General features: G+C 59.9%; 20 protein-coding genes. 12 read left to right on the plus strand and 8 right to left on the minus strand.

What is annotated here, in order from left to right:
* The 3 genes from ACOVQ0_RS13080 to ACOVQ0_RS13090 form a co-directional block, all read left to right on the plus strand.
* A partial coding sequence (locus ACOVQ0_RS13080) for a class I tRNA ligase family protein (RefSeq protein WP_421885124.1) occupies positions 1-1,426 on the plus strand: 1,426 nt, incomplete at its 5' end.
* Positions 1,426-1,944, plus strand: coding sequence for a signal peptidase II (lspA, locus tag ACOVQ0_RS13085; RefSeq protein WP_421885126.1), 519 nt, complete (start codon positions 1,426-1,428; stop codon positions 1,942-1,944). The genes ACOVQ0_RS13080 and lspA, both read left to right, overlap by 1 nt.
* Positions 1,941-2,357 carry a DUF3035 domain-containing protein gene (locus tag ACOVQ0_RS13090; RefSeq protein WP_421885128.1) on the plus strand — a complete coding sequence of 139 codons (417 nt, stop codon included), beginning with the start codon at positions 1,941-1,943 and terminating at the stop codon, positions 2,355-2,357. Before lspA ends, ACOVQ0_RS13090 begins: the two co-directional genes overlap by 4 nt.
* A gap of 52 nt (positions 2,358-2,409) precedes the next feature.
* Here ACOVQ0_RS13090 and ung read toward each other — a convergent pair whose 3' ends face one another.
* On the minus strand, positions 2,410-3,093 hold the full coding sequence (gene ung / locus ACOVQ0_RS13095; RefSeq protein ID WP_421885130.1) for a uracil-DNA glycosylase: 684 nt from the start codon (positions 3,091-3,093) through the stop codon (positions 2,410-2,412).
* Positions 3,094-3,191: 98 nt separating this feature from the next.
* Between ung and ACOVQ0_RS13100 the strand changes: the two genes are divergently transcribed.
* From ACOVQ0_RS13100 to ACOVQ0_RS13115, 4 genes are read left to right on the plus strand one after another with little or no spacing between them, the layout of a single operon-like run.
* Positions 3,192-4,496 carry a UDP-glucose dehydrogenase family protein gene (locus ACOVQ0_RS13100; RefSeq protein WP_421885132.1) on the plus strand — a complete coding sequence of 435 codons (1,305 nt, stop codon included), beginning with the start codon at positions 3,192-3,194 and terminating at the stop codon, positions 4,494-4,496.
* Positions 4,497-4,552: 56 nt separating this feature from the next.
* A complete protein-coding gene (locus ACOVQ0_RS13105; protein ID WP_421885134.1) occupies positions 4,553-5,170 on the plus strand; it encodes a ribonuclease D in 618 nt (205 codons plus the stop codon).
* A gap of 25 nt (positions 5,171-5,195) precedes the next feature.
* Complete coding sequence (lptC, locus tag ACOVQ0_RS13110) at positions 5,196-5,840, plus strand: LPS export ABC transporter periplasmic protein LptC (protein WP_421885136.1); 645 nt, start codon at positions 5,196-5,198, stop codon at positions 5,838-5,840.
* 20 nt (positions 5,841-5,860) lie between these two features.
* On the plus strand, positions 5,861-6,409 hold the full coding sequence (locus ACOVQ0_RS13115) for an LptA/OstA family protein (protein ID WP_421885138.1): 549 nt from the start codon (positions 5,861-5,863) through the stop codon (positions 6,407-6,409).
* Positions 6,410-6,420: 11 nt separating this feature from the next.
* Here the strand turns inward: ACOVQ0_RS13115 and ACOVQ0_RS13120 are convergent, their stop codons facing one another.
* From ACOVQ0_RS13120 to ACOVQ0_RS13145, 6 genes are all read right to left on the minus strand, one after another.
* Positions 6,421-7,140: a hypothetical protein gene (locus tag ACOVQ0_RS13120; RefSeq protein ID WP_421885140.1), complete on the minus strand. Its 720-nt coding sequence runs from the start codon at positions 7,138-7,140 to the stop codon at positions 6,421-6,423.
* Positions 7,137-8,513: an O-antigen ligase family protein gene (locus ACOVQ0_RS13125; protein WP_421885142.1), complete on the minus strand. Its 1,377-nt coding sequence runs from the start codon at positions 8,511-8,513 to the stop codon at positions 7,137-7,139. The genes ACOVQ0_RS13120 and ACOVQ0_RS13125 overlap by 4 nt, the downstream gene beginning before the upstream one ends.
* 131 nt (positions 8,514-8,644) lie before the next feature.
* The gene (locus ACOVQ0_RS13130) at positions 8,645-8,902 is read right to left on the minus strand and encodes a hypothetical protein (RefSeq protein WP_421885144.1); all 258 of its coding nucleotides are present in this window, start codon (positions 8,900-8,902) and stop codon (positions 8,645-8,647) included.
* Between the two features lie 333 nt (positions 8,903-9,235).
* The gene (locus ACOVQ0_RS13135) at positions 9,236-10,423 is read right to left on the minus strand and encodes a nucleotidyltransferase family protein (protein ID WP_421885146.1); all 1,188 of its coding nucleotides are present in this window, start codon (positions 10,421-10,423) and stop codon (positions 9,236-9,238) included.
* A gap of 214 nt (positions 10,424-10,637) precedes the next feature.
* Entirely contained in the window at positions 10,638-12,407 is a 1,770-nt protein-coding gene (locus ACOVQ0_RS13140; protein WP_421885148.1) for an ATP-binding cassette domain-containing protein, read from the minus strand.
* The gene (locus ACOVQ0_RS13145) at positions 12,367-12,885 is read right to left on the minus strand and encodes a lasso peptide biosynthesis B2 protein (protein ID WP_421885150.1); all 519 of its coding nucleotides are present in this window, start codon (positions 12,883-12,885) and stop codon (positions 12,367-12,369) included. Before ACOVQ0_RS13145 ends, ACOVQ0_RS13140 begins: the two co-directional genes overlap by 41 nt.
* Before the next feature lie 270 nt (positions 12,886-13,155).
* Here ACOVQ0_RS13145 and ACOVQ0_RS13150 point away from each other — a divergent pair, with 270 nt between their 5' ends.
* The 5 genes from ACOVQ0_RS13150 to ACOVQ0_RS13170 all read left to right on the plus strand — a co-directional run bounded on the left by ACOVQ0_RS13150 (position 13,156) and on the right by ACOVQ0_RS13170 (position 17,924).
* Entirely contained in the window at positions 13,156-14,979 is a 1,824-nt protein-coding gene (locus ACOVQ0_RS13150; RefSeq protein ID WP_421885152.1) for an asparagine synthetase B family protein, read from the plus strand.
* 486 nt (positions 14,980-15,465) lie between these two features.
* Positions 15,466-15,618 carry a lasso RiPP family leader peptide-containing protein gene (locus ACOVQ0_RS13155; RefSeq protein ID WP_421885154.1) on the plus strand — a complete coding sequence of 51 codons (153 nt, stop codon included), beginning with the start codon at positions 15,466-15,468 and terminating at the stop codon, positions 15,616-15,618.
* Between the two features lie 35 nt (positions 15,619-15,653).
* Positions 15,654-16,778, plus strand: a complete 1,125-nt coding sequence (locus ACOVQ0_RS13160) for a 50S ribosomal protein L11 methyltransferase (protein ID WP_421885156.1) — start codon at positions 15,654-15,656, stop codon at positions 16,776-16,778.
* The gene (locus tag ACOVQ0_RS13165) at positions 16,775-17,650 is read left to right on the plus strand and encodes a hypothetical protein (protein ID WP_421885158.1); all 876 of its coding nucleotides are present in this window, start codon (positions 16,775-16,777) and stop codon (positions 17,648-17,650) included. The genes ACOVQ0_RS13160 and ACOVQ0_RS13165 overlap by 4 nt, the downstream gene beginning before the upstream one ends.
* Positions 17,628-17,924, plus strand: coding sequence for a PqqD family protein (locus tag ACOVQ0_RS13170; RefSeq protein WP_421885160.1), 297 nt, complete (start codon positions 17,628-17,630; stop codon positions 17,922-17,924). The genes ACOVQ0_RS13165 and ACOVQ0_RS13170 overlap by 23 nt, the downstream gene beginning before the upstream one ends.
* 14 nt (positions 17,925-17,938) lie before the next feature.
* Here the strand turns inward: ACOVQ0_RS13170 and ACOVQ0_RS13175 are convergent, their stop codons facing one another.
* Positions 17,939-18,610: a hypothetical protein gene (locus ACOVQ0_RS13175; protein ID WP_421885162.1), complete on the minus strand. Its 672-nt coding sequence runs from the start codon at positions 18,608-18,610 to the stop codon at positions 17,939-17,941.
* Positions 18,611-18,748 lie beyond the last annotated feature (138 nt).

Below are 18,748 nucleotides of genomic sequence, written 5' to 3' on the forward strand. Positions count from 1 at the left end.
GATCGCCCTCCAGGCCATCGCCGACACCCGCTTCGTGCCCGAGAAGGGCCGCAACCGCATCGGCGCGATGGTCGAAGGCCGCCCCGACTGGGTGCTGTCCCGCCAGCGCGCTTGGGGTGTGCCCATCACGCTGTTCGTCGATCGCAAGACCGGCCAGTACCTGAACGACGCGCAAGTCAACGCGCGCATTGTCGCCGCCGTCATGGCCGAAGGTGTGGATGCGTGGGACGAGGAGCGGGCGCAGGAGTATCTTGGCGCGAACTACAAGCTCGAGGATTACGAGCGTGTAACCGACATTCTCGACGTGTGGTTCGATTCTGGCTCCACTCATGCCTTCGTACTCGAATCGGGGCGTTGGCCCGATCTGCAGTGGCCCGCGAACCTCTATCTCGAAGGGTCTGATCAGCATCGCGGCTGGTTCCAGTCCTCGCTGCTGGAAAGCTGCGCTACGCGCGGTCGTGCGCCCTATGACGCGGTGCTGACGCACGGGTTCACGATGGACCAAAAGGGCATGAAGATGTCCAAGTCGCTCGGCAACACGATCAGCCCGATCGATCTGATGCGCGATTACGGCGCGGATATCCTGCGGCTCTGGGCGCTCTCGGTCGATTTCACCGAGGACCACCGCATCGGCAAAGAGATCCTGCAGGGCGTTGCCGACCAGTATCGCAAACTGCGCAATACCTACCGCTACCTGCTGGGTGCGCTGGAAGGGTTCACCGAGGACGAGCGGCTGCCAGTGGCGGAAATGCCGGAGCTTGAGCAGTACATGCTCGGACTGCTGGGCAAGCTGGACGCCACGTTGAAGCAGGCTGTCGAGGACTTCGATTACAACACTTATGTCCGCGCGCTGACTGACTTCTGCAACGAGGACCTCTCGGCGTTCTTCTTCGATATCCGCAAGGACAGCCTCTATTGCGATGCGGTGACGGACCCGAAGCGCCGCGCCTATCGCACCGTGCTCGACATGCTGTTCCACGCGCTGGTCCGCTATGGCGCGCCGGTGCTGGTGTTTACCGCGGAAGAAGTGTGGGCCTCGCGTTATCCGGGCAGTGACAGCGTGCATCTGCTGGAATGGCCGGAAGTGCCGGCGGTTACCGTGGACGAAGCCCGATGGACCGAACTGCGCACGCTGCGCCAGACCGTGAACGAAGCCATTGAACCGTTGCGCCGTGAAAAAGTGCTGGGGTCGGGCCTCGAAGCCGTCGTCACCGTGCCCGAAGGCGGCCCTGACGCCGATCTCGCAGAGCTGTTCATCACCGCGACAGTAAAGCGCGGGCAGGGCAGTGAGGTGACCGTGACACGCTCAACCGACCACAAGTGCGGCCGTTGCTGGCGCCTGCTTCCCGAAGTGACGGAAGACGGTGCGCTGTGCGAGCGGTGCGAAGATGTGGTAGCCGGGATTGACGCAGGTGCTGCGGCCTGATGTTCACCCGTCCGCGCATTGAAGGCCTTGGTCTTGCGCTGCTGATTGCGGTTGTGGACCGTTTGGTGAAAGCCGTGATGGTCGGCCCGCTGGCTCTGCGGGAACGTGGTCTGATCGAACTGCTGCCGTTCTTCGATCTGCGCTATGCGGAGAATTACGGCGTTTCCTTCGGGATGTTCACGGCCACATCGGTCGAGATGCGGTGGGGCTTGATCGGCATGACCGCGCTGATCGCCTGTGGCGTGCTGGTATGGATCCTGCGTGAAACCCAGCGTGGCGACATACTCGGGCTGGGCCTCGTTCTGGGTGGCGCTGTCGGCAATATCTATGACCGGCTGACATTCGGTTACGTGATCGACTATGCCGACCTGAACATCGGTGAATGGCGACCGTTCCAGATATTCAATCTTGCCGACGTGGCGATCACGTTCGGCGTCCTGATACTGCTTGCCCGCTCGTTCAAATCGCGCGAAAAGCCTGATGAAACCGGCGACGATACCGCCACGGAGAATGCATGATGCGTAAAGCTGCCGCCCTTGCTCTGGTCGTCTCGGCGGCGACTCTTCTGTCCGCCTGCGGTGGCGGCGGTTCGCTGTTCAACCGTGATCGCCCGGATGAAATGGCGGTAACCCGCGCCGCGCCACTGATCGTCCCGCCGGATTTCGCGCTCACGCCGCCCAGCCCCGGCGCGCCGCGCCCGCAGGATTCGGAAACCGGCAAGCAGACGCTCGAAACGCTGTTCGGTGGCCCCTCGGCCCGCTCCAGCGTTGAAACAGACGCCCTGAACCGCTCCGGCACCGCTGCTGCCTCGATCCGCTCCACCGTGGGCGATCCGGGCACGCAAACGGTGGCCAAGGGACAGGTCGTGCGCGATATCCTTGCCGCGCCTGAAGGCGATGGGCAGGCTGCTTCGGCTTCGATTCCCGGCTGATTTCAGCCGTGACTGGATGGTGAAAAGCCCCGCTCCGGCGGGGCTTTTTGCGTCATGGATGCCAGTCTATCGTACCGCGCCCATTTGCTTCCAGAAAAGCATTGGCCTGGCTGAACGGCCGGGAGCCGAAGAACCCGCTGTAGGCGGAAAGCGGGCTGGGATGCGGGGCTTTCAACACGAGATGCGGGCCGTTCGACAGCGCAGCCACGCGCGCCGCTTTTTTCTGGGCATGGCTCCCCCACAGGATGAACACGGTTGGTTCGGGCCGGGCAGCGACAGCTTCAATTGCGGCATCGGTGAAAATTTCCCACCCTTTGCCTTGATGCGAACCGGCATTGGCAGCTTCCACGGTGAGCGCGTTGTTCAGCAGCAACACGCCTTGCTGCGCCCAGTGGCTGAGATTGCCGTGGGCGGCGCGCGGGATGCCCAGGTCTGCTTCCAGTTCCTTGTAGATATTCACAAGGCTGGGCGGCACTTTGATCCCCTGTTGCACGGAGAATGCAAGGCCGTGGGCCTGCCCCGGACCGTGGTATGGGTCTTGCCCCAGAATGACCACGCGCACCGCATCGAGCGGCGTCATCTCCAGCGCGGCAAGGCGGGAGCCGCGTGGTGGATAGATCACCTTGCCGGCGCGCTCTTCGGTCTGCAGGAAGCCCCCCAGCGCTCGCAGCGGTGGGGATTGCAGGATGGGTTCCAAGGCGGGACGCCAGCTTTCGGGCAAAGAAGATGCAGTCATGTTGCCGCAAGGTTAGCCGTTTAGGAGCGCCGTTCGCAAGCAGGGTTCCGGGATGGCGCGGTGCTTGCTAACAGCGCAGGGCTGTACGGAGTGTTCGAATGAAGATCGCAATGGTTGGCTCGGGCTATGTCGGGCTGGTGTCTGGTGCCTGCTTTGCCGATTTCGGGCACGATGTGGTCTGCATCGACAAGGACGAGAGCAAGATCGCCCGCCTGCTGGATGGCGTAATGCCGATCTATGAGCCGGGCCTGGCTGAACTGGTGGCCGCAAACGTCAAGGCCGGACGGCTTTCGTTTTCGACCGATCTGACCGAAGCGATCGAGGGTGCGCAGGCGATTTTCATCGCCGTCGGCACGCCTTCGCGTCGCGGCGACGGTCACGCGGATCTGAGCTATGTCCATGCTGTTGCGCAGGAACTGGCTGCCAGCATCAAGACGCCGACTGTGGTCGTCACCAAGTCCACCGTGCCGGTCGGCACGGGTGATGAAGTGGAGCGCATCATTCGCGAAAGCGGCACACAGGTACAGTTCGCGGTCGTCTCAAACCCTGAATTTTTGCGTGAAGGCGCGGCCATCGGTGATTTCAAGCGGCCCGACCGCATTGTGATCGGCGCGGAAGACGAATGGGCACGTGGCGTGATGAAGGAAGTCTACCGCCCGTTGTTCCTGAACCGCGCGCCCATCCTGTTCACGTCGCGCCGCAGCAGCGAACTGATCAAGTACGCGGCCAACGCCTTCCTTGCCACCAAGATCACTTTCATCAACGAAATGGCCGACCTTTGCGAGAAGGTGGGCGGCGACGTGCAGGATGTAGCACGGGGCATCGGTCTTGATGGACGCATCGGCGGCAAGTTCCTGCACGCGGGGCCGGGATATGGTGGATCGTGCTTTCCCAAGGATACGCTGGCGCTGCTCAAGACCGCGGAGGACTTCAACAGCCCCGTTCGGCTGGTCGAAGCGGTGGTCAAGGTCAACGACAGCCGCAAGCGCGCGATGGGGCGCAAGGTGATCGAGGCGCTGGGCGGCGACGCGCGAGGCAAGCGGGTGGCGCTGCTGGGCCTCACGTTCAAGCCCAACACCGACGATATGCGCGATGCGCCGTCAATTGCCATCGTGCAGGCCTTGCTGGATGCCGGGGCCGAGGTGGTTGCCTATGATCCCGAGGGGATGGAAGCGGCGGCCGCGCTGTTGCCCGACGTGCGTATGGTCGGCAACACCTATGCCGCTGTGGAAGGGGCCGATGCGGTGGCACTGGTGACGGAATGGGACGCTTTCCGCGCGCTCGATTTCGCGCGGCTCAAGAAACTTATGAACGCGCCGGTCATGGTCGATCTGCGCAATGTCTATGACCCAGCCGAAGTGCGCGCGGCAGGGTTCGAATATAGCAGCGTTGGCAGAGTGTGAGCTTGGATCGGGCGGTTGCGCTTGCAGCCACCGGCATGACCGCCTAAGCGACAGGGATGGCCGTATTCTTTCATGAAAATGACCTGCCCGAAGGCGTTCTTGCGCCCGGTGCGGTCGCTGTCGACACTGAAACGATGGGGTTGATCACCCCGCGCGATCGTCTGTGCGTGGTCCAGATTTCCGATGGCAGGGGGGATGAACATCTTGTCCGCTTTTCGCCGGGGAGCGATTATGCCGCGCCCAATCTCAAGGCCGTTCTTGCTGATCCTGCGCGGGTAAAGCTCTATCACTTCGCCCGCTTCGATCTGGCGGCAATAGAGCATTATCTGGGTGTGGTTGCCGCGCCGGTGTTCTGCACCAAGATCGCGTCAAAGCTGGTGCGGACCTATACCGATCGCCACGGGCTGAAAGATCTGGTGCGCGAACTTCTGGGCAAGGAAATTTCCAAGCAACAGCAGTCGAGCGATTGGGGCGGGGCGGTGCTTTCGGACGCGCAGCAGGAATACGCTGCTTCCGACGTGCGCCATCTGCACGCCATGCACACCATTCTGGTCGAACGGCTTGAGCGTGAAGGCCGCACCGCAATGGCGCAGGCGTGTTTTGATTTCCTGCCCATGCGCGCGCGGCTCGACCTTGCGGGTTGGGCGGAACAAGACATTTTCAGCCACGCTTAAGGTTGGCAGACGCAAGGCTTGGCCGATGACTGTGCAGGCTGACATGATCCGAACCCGGCGACGCGGCTTTGCTGCGCCCGGTGGTTTTCATGATCGGCTTGTGCAGGTTCTTGCGCGCGGATTGCCAGCGGCGGTGGGCGCCATGCTGGCGGTGATGATCATTGCGCCGCTTTCGCCGCGCGGCGAAATCAGCTTCCTGCTCGACCGGCGCAAGGTCGCCGTGCTGGAAGACCGGATGAAGGTTTCCAGCGCGATGTATCGCGGACAGGATGATGACGGGCGCAATTTCTCGATCACCGCAGGCTCTGCCGTGCAGCGAACGAAGACGCGCCCGCTCATCGAACTGGACCAGCTTACCGCACGCATCATGCTCGACGATGGTCCTGCGCAGTTGACGGCGGGCAACGGTGCTTATGATTTCGGTACGGAAATCGTCGATATCGTGGGTCCGATCAATTTTCAGACGTCTGACGGCTATCGCATGACGGCCACCAACGTGGATATCGATCTGGGCAGGAAGCGCCTGCAGAGCCGCGGGCCGGTGGAAGGCCGCATTCCGGCAGGAACCTTCTCTGCCGACCGGATCAGTGCCGATCTTTCGGATCGCACTGTGACCCTTGACGGAAACGCCCGCCTCCGCATGGTGCCGGGCCAGATGAAGATGCCCTGATCATGAAAAGGCAGCCACGCATGACAACGCTCGAAATCATCCGCGCCGCCCGCCCGCTGCGCTGGGGCGCGCTGGGCTTTGCCGGTTCGGCGGCGCTGATTGCAGGCGCGCAGCATCTTTCAGCGCAGGGCATCGCCAACCACGATAGCAATGCGCCGGTGAACTATGCGGCGGACCGCATCGAGGTGCAGGACAAGGCCAAGCGTGTGGTGCTTTCGGGCAATGTCGATATCAACCAATCGGACCTGCGCCTGAAGGCCGCGCGCACGACCGTGGCTTACAGCGACGCTGGCGACATTCAGATCGACCGCATCGATGCGACCGGAGGCGTTCAGGTGAACCGCGGGGCAGAGCAGGCGCGGGGTGATGTGGCCGTCTATGACTTCAACCGTAACGTGATCACCATGACCGGTAATGTCGCGCTGCGGCGCGGCACAGACACGCTGAATGGCGGGCGGCTGGTGATCGATCTCGATTCGGGCCTGTCCAGTGTGGATGGAAGGTCCGGTGGCGGTAGCAATAACGGCGGGCGTGTGACCGGGACGTTCAAGGTTCGCAATCGGGATTGATTGACCTGTAATCAGTCCTTTTGCCGACACTGATCGAGCAAGGGGACGTCCTTGGCAAAGCCGTTTTCGAGATAACGCTTTTTCAGCACTGTAGCGGTCTGGCAATTGATTTCCGCGCCACTGCGCAATGCGGCATTGACGGTGGCTGCAACGTCAGGGCTGAAGCCCGACACTGCACCGCGCAGGAAAGCGCGTGTCCAGTAACCGCCAGTCACAAGCGCTTCTGCCATTGCCGTGCGGCCTTGGGGTGTTTTCAGCAGATTGTCGGTCATCAACTGGAGCGGAGCTTGGGTATCCTGCAAGCCATAGAGCGCGGCCAGCCGGTGCGCGGCTTCGGCATGATCTCCGGCTGACAGCGCAATGTCATACATTGCGCGCTGGGCGATCGGGTCACGCCAACCGCGCTGCGCTGCGCGCTGAATGGCCAAGGCGCTGGCCTTCTGATCGTTGTTCCTTGCCAGGGCGACAGAAAGGAACGTGAAGCTTTCCGACGGAACCGGGCTGCGCTCTATCAGGGTTCTGGCTTCAAGCACTGCCTTGGCGGGCGGCGCGGAACGCACGCTGCTCATCGTCAATTGCCATTGTGCAAAGTTGCGGAACATCGGGGGGACCACCGGGGCAAGTGCAGGCTGCCGCCGAACAGCGCGGTCAGCCTGAGCACCGACCGCGCCAAGTGCCAGCGCGACCATCAATCCTGCCCAGACGGCGCGTCCCATACCTTTGCGGATCATGCTGCCTGATCTCCATCACGGCGTGAGGGCGTGGCTGCAGTCTTTCGCATCCCGATTGGCGGAGCGATGAGAACGATGGAAAATGCAGCAACACAAAGCATGGCCTGATTGCGAAGCGGGAATTCCAGCAGAGATTGCAGCGCCGCTGCGAGCAACACACCGATGCCAGCGAGCGCGGGCCAGCGCCGCTCGGTGTCACGCAATGCGCCCCAGCCTGCGTGGAGAACCCACATGGCCCATGCGGCAACAAGGATCAGCGCAATGGGACCAGCCTCGATCGCCAATTCGAGCACTTCGTTGTGCGCACGCCCCGCACGACGGGCGCTGATGTGTTCCAGCGATTCATCCACCTGGAATACTTCGTCGAACGTACCCATTCCTGCGCCGACCGGCCAGAAACGTTCTGCCGAAAATCGTGCATCTTCCCATATTTCGGGACGGCGTTCGCCATCCTGTTCGAACCGGGCCATCACGGCTTCAAGCCGTGACCCTGGCACTGCCGCCACTGCGCCGAGGCTTAGGGCAGCCATTGCCGCAGCGATCACGCCGATCTGAAGCGGGCGTGGAAGTGCACCGGTGTTGGATTGGCGGATGCCGCTGTTGGCAGAAGTGTAGGCATAGGTCTTCAGCAGAAACAATGCGGCAGGCAAGGTGAGCAGGGCGATGCCGCTGCGCGACTGTGTGAGAACGACGCCTGTAACGATCAGCACCGCTACCGCAAACCTTGCAATCCAGCGTGGAGAAAGTGCTCGTTGCGGTGCAAAACACCCGATCAGCAGAAGGAGGCAGGATACGAGGAATATGGCGACTGAATTGCGGTTGGCAAAAAAGCCGAAGAGCACACCTGGCAACGGGTTCTCAGGGTAGAGCAGGCCTTCCTGATTGTTGCCCATCACCTGAACGACACCTAGCAGCACGCTAGCGACACCGGCAGCGACAAAAGTGAAGGCAATGCGCTGCCGAACCTGGACTGAAGCGAACAACCCGGCGACCAGCACAGCCAGCGGTGCAATCAGGCCAAGGAAGGCGACAAACGTTCTTGAAGTGTTGACCGTAAGTGGCCGCCAGCCTGGCTCACCGAAAGACTTGATTGCCTCTGTCACCAGTTCCCGTCCGGGCAATCCCATCCAGAACGCTGGGGGCAGCGGCACGAGCTGCAGCAGGGGAAGCGCAAGTGTTAATATCACCAGCGCAACAAGAAACCGTGATCCTTGCGTGACGAAGCGTGCGACGAGTTCGCCGTTAAGGGCAAGAACTGCAATGGCAATCAATTGCACCGCAAGATTGGACAATCCGTAGGCGACTCCACCCCCGCCAAGCAGGCAGGCGGCAGTGACGATTGCCAGAAGCATGATCGAGAGGTTTTTGTGCATGTTCGGGTGATTGAGCCGCTTGGCTGGAAGGTCAAGCCCGATACGTGCCGCAGGTAGCCTGCACGGCGATGGGCAAGAAAAAACCCGGCCGCCTTTCAGCGACCGGGTTTTTGAAACTGCAACTGATCAGATCAGTTTGCGCCGTTCGTGCCGTTATCAACCGCACGGGAAATCCCGTAAGTTGCAGCGCCGACTGCGAGGATGATGATGATCCAAACGAAAGGCGCCAGATTGTTTTCCGCGTTAACGGCGGTGGTTGCGCGGCTGGCCGAGTAGCTGGTAGCCGGATAAACCGACGAGCTGCTGGCACGGGTGCCGGCTTCCGCAACAACGGGAGCGGCCATGAGAGCCGTGGCGGCAAGCGCCGAGGCAATGCGTGCAATCTTCATGCTCAAATCTCCTAAGCAGTATCGCTTCCGTGTACCGCCCTCTCGCCGGTCGAATACCGCAATGCAAAATGATTCGCAACCAAAACTAGGTATTAACCCTGATTTGGAGTGCTTTTTCCCTAACCAAAGTCAAGGTTGAAGCATCTACGTTCGGCAGGATTGCGTAAGACTTTAGCGCGATACCGCGCAAAATGCGCGATGTCGTCTTTAATGCATATTCGTGCAGATCGTGCCAATCTGGATTTTGCAGTGCAACGCAACTCATCCTGAAATTGGTGCGTGTTATCAGATTTCCTGTGATTTTCGGAAGTTGGACATGCAGTTTGGGAAGGCTCAATCGTTGCGCAGCCAGCGCAATGTCTCGACTTCCTGCACGGCGCTTTCAGGATCGATTTCAGCCCGCCTTGCGGCGATGTAGGCCCTGCCCCGCAGGAATAGCCAGAGCGGATAGGCCAGCCACCGCAAAGGATTGTCACCTTTGACCCTGAGAAGCCCCGCGAGTTTTAGAGGAGCCGGTGTCAAAGCCGAACGGATCGCCGCCGCCCAACCGGGGGCCTGACCTTTGCGCAATGAAATGCCGCGCAACATCGATGCGTGTTCGGCAAGACTTTCATCGCGCAGCATTGCTGCCGTGCAGACATCGAGATGGTCTGCCATGTCGGCCTGAGGCTGCTGCAAGGCTTGTGGCACCCAAGTGGCGCCGTGTGCGAGCGCTAATGCAGCGATCAACTGCAAGGCACGTTCCAGCCCCATGCCGCGCGCCTGCGTGATCAGCACCGGCCAATCGACATTGCCGGTTTGCGCGGCAAAATGCAGATCCGCCAAGGTAATCGGGCCGTTCTCGAACATGTGGTGAAGTGTTGCGTGCTCCACCAGGTGAAGGAAATTGGCGTGCATTGAAGGCACCTGTACATTGGTGCCTGAAAGTTCAATCTCTTCTGCCTGTTCGAAGACCATTCGGACAAGCTTCGGCTCGTCGGTCCAGTCGCGTGCGTTGAGGCGGTGATGGATTTCGATGCTGATACCATGCTTCCGGTCGACCAGTTCGGGAAGCTGGTGACCGAAATCGAGGCCATAGTATTCTGCCCACGGCGCGAGTTCATAATTCCCACTGGAGATCAGTAAACTCTGGGCCTGCTCTGCCATTTCTGCAGAAACGAGCAGGTCAAGGTCGCGCAATGGGCGTAAGCGCGCATCGGGATAGTCGCGGTAGGCGAGCCGGGCGCCTTTGAGCGCGACTGCGGGAATGTTGTGGGATTTTAGAAAAGTAACCGTATCGCTGAGGGAGATCATGTGGCCAAACGCCGACATGGCCAGTCGCCGCTTTTCATCGACCATTGCTTTGCGGCAGCTATCGGGAAGACGCGCGAAACAGCCCGCCCTCTGCAGCGAGCGATCAAGCAGCGCGGCAACCCGCTTGGGAATGGCCTGTTCAATCAGATCGTACCAATCTTCATCATCAAGATTGGCAAATTCTGCGGTCAGATCAGCGTCAGGTGCGGCGCAAAGCCGCAAAAGCACGCTAGCGGAGGAGGAAAGCGCTGTGCGATCCCCAGTCAATGCGCCATTTCGGCCACCAGTGTGGCCGGATGCCGTCGACGGTGTTGTCCGGGCGAGAAAATCTTTCAAATCGGTCGCTTCACGGCTCACGGACATCGCTTCTGGATGGTCTGACCCTATGGGGTTTCCGGCGTGGCGTAAAGGCAGTGAGCATCCCTATCGCAAGGGTAACCGCCTATCTCGAATTTTCGCTGATGACCCCGCCCGCAATGCGCACCTTGCGATCTGCGATGTCCTCTAGCGCGCCGCCGTGAGCGATGACCAGCACGGTGCAGCGTGTACGCAGGGCGAGGACTGTACGCGCGATCGCAGCATCGTTTTCACGGTCGAGCGCATTGGCGGCTTCATCGAGAATCAGCAGTTCGGGTGCACGGAGCATGGCGCGAGCGAGGATGATGCGCTGACGCTCTCCGCCGGAAAAATGGTGGCCATGTTCGCCCACTTTCGTATCCAGACCGTGCGGCAGGTGAAGCACGAACTCTGCCGAAGCTTCGGCCAACGCAGCCCGTAAAGCGCTGTCGTCAGCGTTGGGGCTGGCCCACAGCAGGTTGTCGCGCACGGTGCCGCTGAAAAGGATTGGGACTTGCTGTACATATGTGACGCGCGATCGCCAAGCGCGCCGCAATCCCAGATCGAGTTGCTGCCCATCAAGCAGGAGATGACCTGAATCGGGAGTCAGCAAGCCGCCGATGACGTCTGCCAGTGTGCTTTTGCCGGCGCCTGATGGCCCTGTCAGCGCGGTGACAGTATGGACGGGCAGATCCATGCTGACCCGATCAAGCGCAGGGGCAGCGCGGCCTTCGAACTGGACGGTGACGTCGCGCAAGCCGATCGTGCGGGTCGCCGAAGGTAGGATGATGCCTGCGTCTGCCGCAGGTTCGGGCGATGCTTCGGCCCTGGCAATCATTGCGGTAGTGGCATCCACAGCAGGGCGGGTGTAGGCAATATCCTGTAGGCAACCTTGCAGAGTGAGCAGAAGAGGCAGGCCGCGCGCGAACAGGACGATCATCGGCAGCATATCCATCACGTCGAACTGCCAGTATTCGAGCGCTACCCAAACCACCACCGCGAGGAATGCCGCATTGCCAACCTGCATGGCCAACTGGCCCAATTCATTGTCGCGTCGGAAGTCGCGTTCTGCCTGGTGCAGCACACTCAATTCGCGTTTGAGCCGGTGTTCGGTCTGCGCTTCGGCCCCAAAACTCTTGATCACCCGCAGTGCCGAAAGACCTTCGGTCAGTTCGGCATGAATACGATCGTAAACGCTATCCAGGGCAACGCCGAGACGCATCGCGCGGCGGCGCATCCCGCGATAGGCGAATATGACGAGCGTGCCACCAACGAGCGCACCCGCCGTGAGCAGGGGCGAGATTGCCAGCGCCGCAATCCCGACGCCTGCGAGCGTTATGGCCGTAACCCACATCGTGATGAGCCGCTCGATCCCATAGCCCGCACGGTCCAGCGTGGTCAGAAGCAAACTGGCGTTTTCGGTCTGACGCATTCCTGAAAGAACACGCCAGTCGCAATGAAGCAGAGCGCGCCATGCCCGCAGGCGCAGACCGTCGACCAGCGCTCGCTGTACCCGCAAACTCACCAGAGTTCGGGCGAGGTTCAACGATCCCCTAAGACCGATCAGGACGACAAACAGAGCAAGCATCATGCCTAGCCCCTCCCTCCCACCCAGTCTTGCAACGGCATCACCAAGAACACCGGGCATCGCCGCCTGTCCGGTCATCACGGCAAGTATGGGCACGAGAAGCATCAGTCCGATGCTTTCCGTGGCTGCCGAAGCCAGAGAAAGCCCAAGAAGCAGGGCAGCGCGCCGCTTGTCGATCTGGCTGGAGACGATTTGCAGTGCGGTGGTCAGAAGATGTCCCCGATAGGTTCGTGTGGGGGTAGGGGTTTCAAGGTTGCGGACGATCGCCAAACGCTGCGAAGTCGGCAATGTCGCCGCCTGTCACGACAACCTCTCCGACCGAAAGCCATGCGTGAGCCAGCAAAGCATCGTCAAGCCCGTCGCGCGTCTCCCGCTTGACGCCAATCTGGATGCGCGCGGGAATACCGAGTGCGGCGAGCCAGCGTCTGCCTGCAAGGCATTGCACCAAGCAGTCCGATCGCCACGGAACGCGGGGCACCGCGATTGCGATAGCCTTGCTGATCCGGGCTATATCCGCCCGTTGCCGGTGATCCGGCTGAAGCGGCAATGAAGGGGCTGGCGAGAGGTCCGGGATGCCAAGCTGCCGCACCGTTCTTCTTGCGAGCAAAACGCGTGCAAAAGCCAGTTCGGCCGTCGCACGCGCGATATCGAGCGCGCGTGCCGGGCCAGCCGTTGCAAGGACCGGAAGTTCGCGCAGTATTCGGGCAAGCGGCACCTTGGCCTGTGCAGGGCGCTGCAACCGTGCTGGCGTGGTGTCATCTGACACTTGGTCTGGCATCGGTGAAAACAGGTCCGGTAGTGATCCGAGCCGATCGCGGATACATCGATCTTGCTAAAGCGCGGGAGGTGGTGAATCAATCCCCGCGTCGGATTGGCGCGGACTTGGCCGCCGTTCGGTGGTTTCTGGCGCGGTGCAAAGGGTGCGCCGCCGGCATTTCTGCCCAGACATTTTTCGTTGTGGAGCAAGAGTTTGAGCGGATTTGCAGCGATCGTTCGGTTTGACGGACGCCCAGTAGACGAAGCTGCGATTCGGCGGATGACCGCTGCGATGGACTTTCGCGGGCAGGACGGAATCCATCACCATTTGGCCGATGGCGTGGCGTTGGGGCATTGTGCGTTTCATACAACGCCCGGTTCGTCCGAGGCCACGCAGCCTTGGTTTAGCGCAGACGGGATGCAGGGGCTGGTGATGGATGGCTGGCTGGCCAATCCCGACGAGTTGCGCGCAGAACTTGTGGCGCGGCGCGCAAGGCTGCGTAATCATTCGGATGCCGAACTGATCCTTCATGCCTATGACCAATGGGGCGAGGATTGTGTCGACCATTTCGAGGGCGAATACGGCGTTGTCATCTGGGACGGACACCGCCGCAAAGCCATGTGCCTGCGCGATCATCTGGGAATGCGCCCACTGCACTATCATTGGGATGGGCAGCGGCTTCTGGTGGCGACGGACGTTGCAGGCGTGCTGGCCGCCGGAGATTTCCCGCATAAGCACAATGCTTATCGCATGGCCGAAAATCTTGCGAGCGAGTTCTATTCGGACGATGAGACGGTATGGACCGGAGTCATGCGGATGCCGTTGGCTTCGGCGATGCTGGTCGATGCATCGGGGCTGCGCCTGTGGCAATACTGGTCGCTGCCACTGGACCTTTCGGTCCGCTACAAGCGTGACGAAGATTACTACGAACATTATCGTGAGCTGCTGATGGACAGCGTGCGGCGCGCCTCGCGTTCACAGGTGGCGATCGGATGCGAGGTTAGTGGCGGGCATGATTCTTCGGCGATCTTTGCGCTGGCGCGGCGGTTGAAAGAAAGCGCGCGGCTTCAGGCGCCCGACGCGCTGGGCTTTACCCTGTCCGGCATTCCCGGCACGATTTCCGACGAGATCGACTATGCGCGCGATGTCGGGCGGTTTCTGGGCGTGCCGATCCACGAAAGGGCACGGACTTGCGCCGATGTCGGGTGGTTCGAACAGAACATCGCGATGGATCTCGACATGCCGTTCTTTCCGAATGCGCAATCCATGTTTTCCGAGGCGGAAATGTTGCGTGAACACGGCTGCCGCGTAGTTCTCGATGGCGAGGGTGGCGATGAGTTTGCCGGAGGATCGGCCTATTTCATTCACGAACTGTTGTGTGCAGGCCGGTGGGGGGATCTCGCGCACGAATTGCGGTTGCTCGGCAGGCGCAATGGTGCGGCATATGCGGCACAGAGGCTTTTTCGGTACGGGTTGCGACCATTCGCGCCGCAGTCGTTCGATGGGATGATGCGCTACCTGCATCGTCATCGGGAGCCTTGGCCGTTCTATCTGAAAAAGGGGCCGCACTGGGTGGCCCGCCCTTTGCGGGATCAACTTGCGGAACGGCGCGAGGAACGCCGCAAAGCCGATATGGATTGGAAAATTCGCAATCCTTCAAAACGCCGACTCTGGCGTGAGATGCGCGATCCCGGCTTTCAGGTGCTTCGAGATATGAGTGCGCGGATGCTTGCGCGACTGGGCGTGGAGATGCGGACGGCCATGTACAGTCGCCAGTATTTTGAATTCATCAGCGCCTTGCCGGAGAACCTTCTTTATCGTGAAGGCTATGGCAAACACATACACCTGAAGGCCATGCAGAATGACTTGCCACGTTCGGTACTTGACCGTCGTAGCAAGGCAGAGTTCAGTTTCACATTTGAACAGCAGTTCAACCAGCTTGCGCCGCTGTTCGAACATGAAATTCCATCAGTTGCGCCGGATGAGATCAGTCTGGATGGCTTGGCAAGCCTTTGGAAAACCTATCAGGCAGGTGGCGGCGGGGTTTGGGAACTATGGCGCATTTTTGGCTGGTATCGGCTGAACGCGATCACCAGTGGCTGACCCAAAAAGCTTCGCTTCGTCAACGCGCGTTGCATTGCAGCAATAATGTCGCGGGGTGCCGTTCTCTGACGCTCGATTCAGAAGCATTTTTTATCCAGTCATGCGAATCAGCGCTGCTCGATCGCTGTCGATAGTCCGGGCAGGCGCAAGATATTTCTTTGGGTTAAACCAAAGGTACAAATTCAAAGTAACTATATAAACTTACGATATAATCTAAAGTAATTTTCCTGGTTGTTTAGAGATAATAATACATGCATAAAACTGGGCCTAGCCGCATAATTTATGATTGTGAATCATGTGCTTGATTGGCGATTGTGTGTTTGTGGCAAGTGTCTGCGCAATCTTGTGCGCCGCAAAAAATCTTGCCAAAATGGTGTTATCGTTTACTTCCGCGTTAACGCTCTTTTTGTTCTCGGCGCGCTGAATTCGATCTGTCGGAACGGGCAAATCGGTTGAAAACGCAGGGACTTGGCCTGGAGAATGGATGTGACCGACCGTAACCCCAACGCCCGCAATGTTGCTGCCCGTCGTACTTACGCACGCCCGGCGCTGACCGTGTATGGTTCGGTCCGCGAACTGACTGGCGGTATGTCGGCAGGTGGTACCGACGGGATGCTCATGCTCAACACGATGGCCTGATCGGCTTTTACGCTTTTCAGATACAGTACTGACCAGTGTCCGGCACACTTTCCGAACACCGTGGCTATCTGGTCGATACACGTCGCGTAGCACGTTATGGCGACGCAATTGACCGGGTGGTCTCGCAGGGCGATACCGTAGTCGATCTTGGTTGCGGCTTTGGCATCTTGGGGCTTATGTGCCTGAAAGCCGGAGCCGCCAAGGCGTGGGGCATTGATGCCACCGACGCTATTGATATTGCTCGCGAGACAGCAGGCCGTGCTGGTCTGGGTGATCGCTACCATTGCATTCACGATCAGACCTTCAGAGCAGAACTGCCCGAAAAGGTCGATGTCCTGATATGTGACCATGTTGGTTATTTCGGTGTCGATTATGGCATCGTGCTGCTTATGGCTGATGCGCGTCGGCGCTTTCTCAAGCCGGGCGGGCGTATCATCCCCGAACGTCTGGAGCTTTATCTTGTCGGCATCCGTTCGGGCGGATGCAGGCAGATGCTCGATGTCTGGGAGGTCGATGACGTTCCAGCCGACTACGCATGGCTTCGCAGTTATGCGGTTAATACCAAGCATGTTGTCGATCTTGTGCCTACAGAGATCGCAACTGCGCCAGTCGTTTCGGGCCATGTGGTGTTGGGGGAGGATGCTCCTGAAACACTTGTCTTCAAGGCAATGCTCGAAATCGACGAGGACGGCGCGCTTGATGGGATCGGCGGCTGGTTCGCGTGCGAACTGGGCGCCGGCATCAGTATGACCAATTCGCCGTTGGCACGCGATGCTATCTGCCGCCATCAGATATTCCTCGGCTTTGAAAAGCCGCTGGCCGTGAAGGCGGGCGACAAGGTTGAAGTATCGGTGCGTTTGAGCCAGCGTAGCGGTGTGATCGCGTGGAGCGTGCGCGATCCTGCAAGCGGTCGGTTGCAGCGCTATTCTAGCTGGGCGGCTATGCCCATGTCGGCTGGAGAACGCCTGAAGCCTCATTCCACACCGCGCCACCTCAATGATCGCGGACGCGCTCTTTCAGTTGTGCTGGGTTACCTTGATCAAAGCTTGACCGGGCTTGAAATTGAAGAGGCAATTCTCAGGGAGCATCCGGCGCTGTTCCCCAGTGCAGACGAGACGGCGCGTTTCGTGAAGGATGTCCTAGCGGACTACACCGCATGAATTACGCGCTTGTGTGGCGTCCGGCGCGGCACATGGAAGAGATTGTCGAGCAGCCCTTCGACGTCTGGCGTGACGACGATGGGGGGGCATCGACGATGTTCCATCGCACCTCCACCGGCTTTCTGGTCCGGTTCATTGACGGTGGCGATTTCCAAATAGACCTTGCGGCTGGCCGGGTATTTGGCACACCTGTGCCTGAAGTTTCCGAAGATTATGCGCTTAACCTGTTCACCAACCAGATCCTCCCGCTGGTGTGGACCTATGACGGAACGCCCGTCATGCACGCCAGTTGCGTAGTGATTGATGGAAAAGCCTATGGCTTTCTCGGCAGGAGCGGGCGCGGAAAATCAACTCTTGCTGCTGCGTTCGCGCGGTTCGGCCACTCATTTCTGACCGACGATGGCATGGTGATCGAAACCGACGAGCATGGCGTGCGGGTGAAACCTTATCTCGCCTCGATCCGGTTGCTGCCCGACAGCCAGGGTGCGCTGCTGGGTGAGGAAAGCGTCGATGTGAACGAGGATGACGGTTGGGTGCCCAAGGCGCGCATTCCTGCCAGCGCGATGATCCCCCACGAAGCCAATTCCGCCCCGCTGGCTGCGATTTACCTACTTGATGAGCCAAAATCGGATCGCGTGACGTTCGCGCAGCTGTCTGTTCCGGCGGGCATTGATGCGCTGTTGCAGCACTCTTTCCTGCTCGATTCACACGACAGGGCAAGGGTTCGTACGCATTTCAGGTCGATGGCGGAACTGGCAGAATCCTGCCCGATGTTTGCCTTGGATTATCCGCGCGATTTTGCGCGGCTTGAGGACACTGTTGCCACAATCGCCGCACATGCAAGAGCACATGCAACACAAAGGGGTAATTGACGTGGAACTGACCGGCTCCTTCACACTTTCGGAAGATGTCGTCGCCCGCGAAGTGGGCGAGGAAACGATGCTTCTCGATCTGGCGAGCGGAACCTATTTCGGCCTGAATCCGGTCGGCGGCCGGTTCTGGCAATTGCTGGAAGAGGGCCGCAGCGCAGCAGAGGCGCGCGATTGCCTGCTTGATGAATTCGAAGTCGAAGCAGATATTCTCGACGCAGACCTTTCAAGCCTGCTGGATGAACTTTCAGCGAAGGGCCTTGTGGCCGCAGCCTGAACTTCCAAGCGAGTTCAGACTGCCAATTCGATGCCTTTGATCGCCGCAAGTTCCGGCACATCAAACAGCCGCGCCCAGTTGCGCGGTTGAACGAGTTCCGACGTGCCTGCCGGAATATAGTGAAAGAACAGCAGGTCGCAAAATGTGCGGCCTTTTGCAGGCGCGATCGGATCCCGCCAGTGCCACTGGCTTGCGCCTGAGAAAAGTAGGGCATCTCCGGCCTCCAGCGCCAGAGAGCGCACCGTATGATCCGATCGCCCTTCCTTGACCGCGCGCCATTCATTGACAAGAGCTTCGCTGGTCTCAGGCCAGTCGATGATCGATGTGAAGCTGATCGGCCAAGGCTCGCTCTGATCGATGCAGATGTCGAACGTCCATTTGGCTGAAGGCGTGTCCAGATGCGTTTCGCACACACCGCGCCGGGCATAGAGCGACAGGAAATTGTAGCACGGTTCGAGTTGTTCGCCCGCGAGTTCCGATACCCTGCCGGTGATCTCGGCCTGAAGTGCGGTGAACGGTGGCCAATCATGGACGACAAGCCGACCGAACTTTTCCAGCTCGTGAAATTCGAGCTTATCGCGCGGAATTGCGGTGACGGTTTCCTTGATCGATGCGCGCATATCCTCGTCAAGGAAGCCCGGAACGTATTTGACTTCATAGGAAGGATCGGTTTTGAAGACGGCCATCGCGGCGTCAAATTCAGCGAGACGGGCCGGAGCCACGCGACTGATAACAGCTTTCGCTTCGAAATAGCGGCGAAGCCAAAGGGATGTCAATGGACACCCAGTTTTACGAGCTAAGGCGACACCCAGTGTTACGAGGTG

It is taken from the genome of Novosphingobium sp. (genome assembly GCF_049240505.1).
In the GTDB taxonomy this organism is placed as follows: domain Bacteria; phylum Pseudomonadota; class Alphaproteobacteria; order Sphingomonadales; family Sphingomonadaceae; genus Novosphingobium.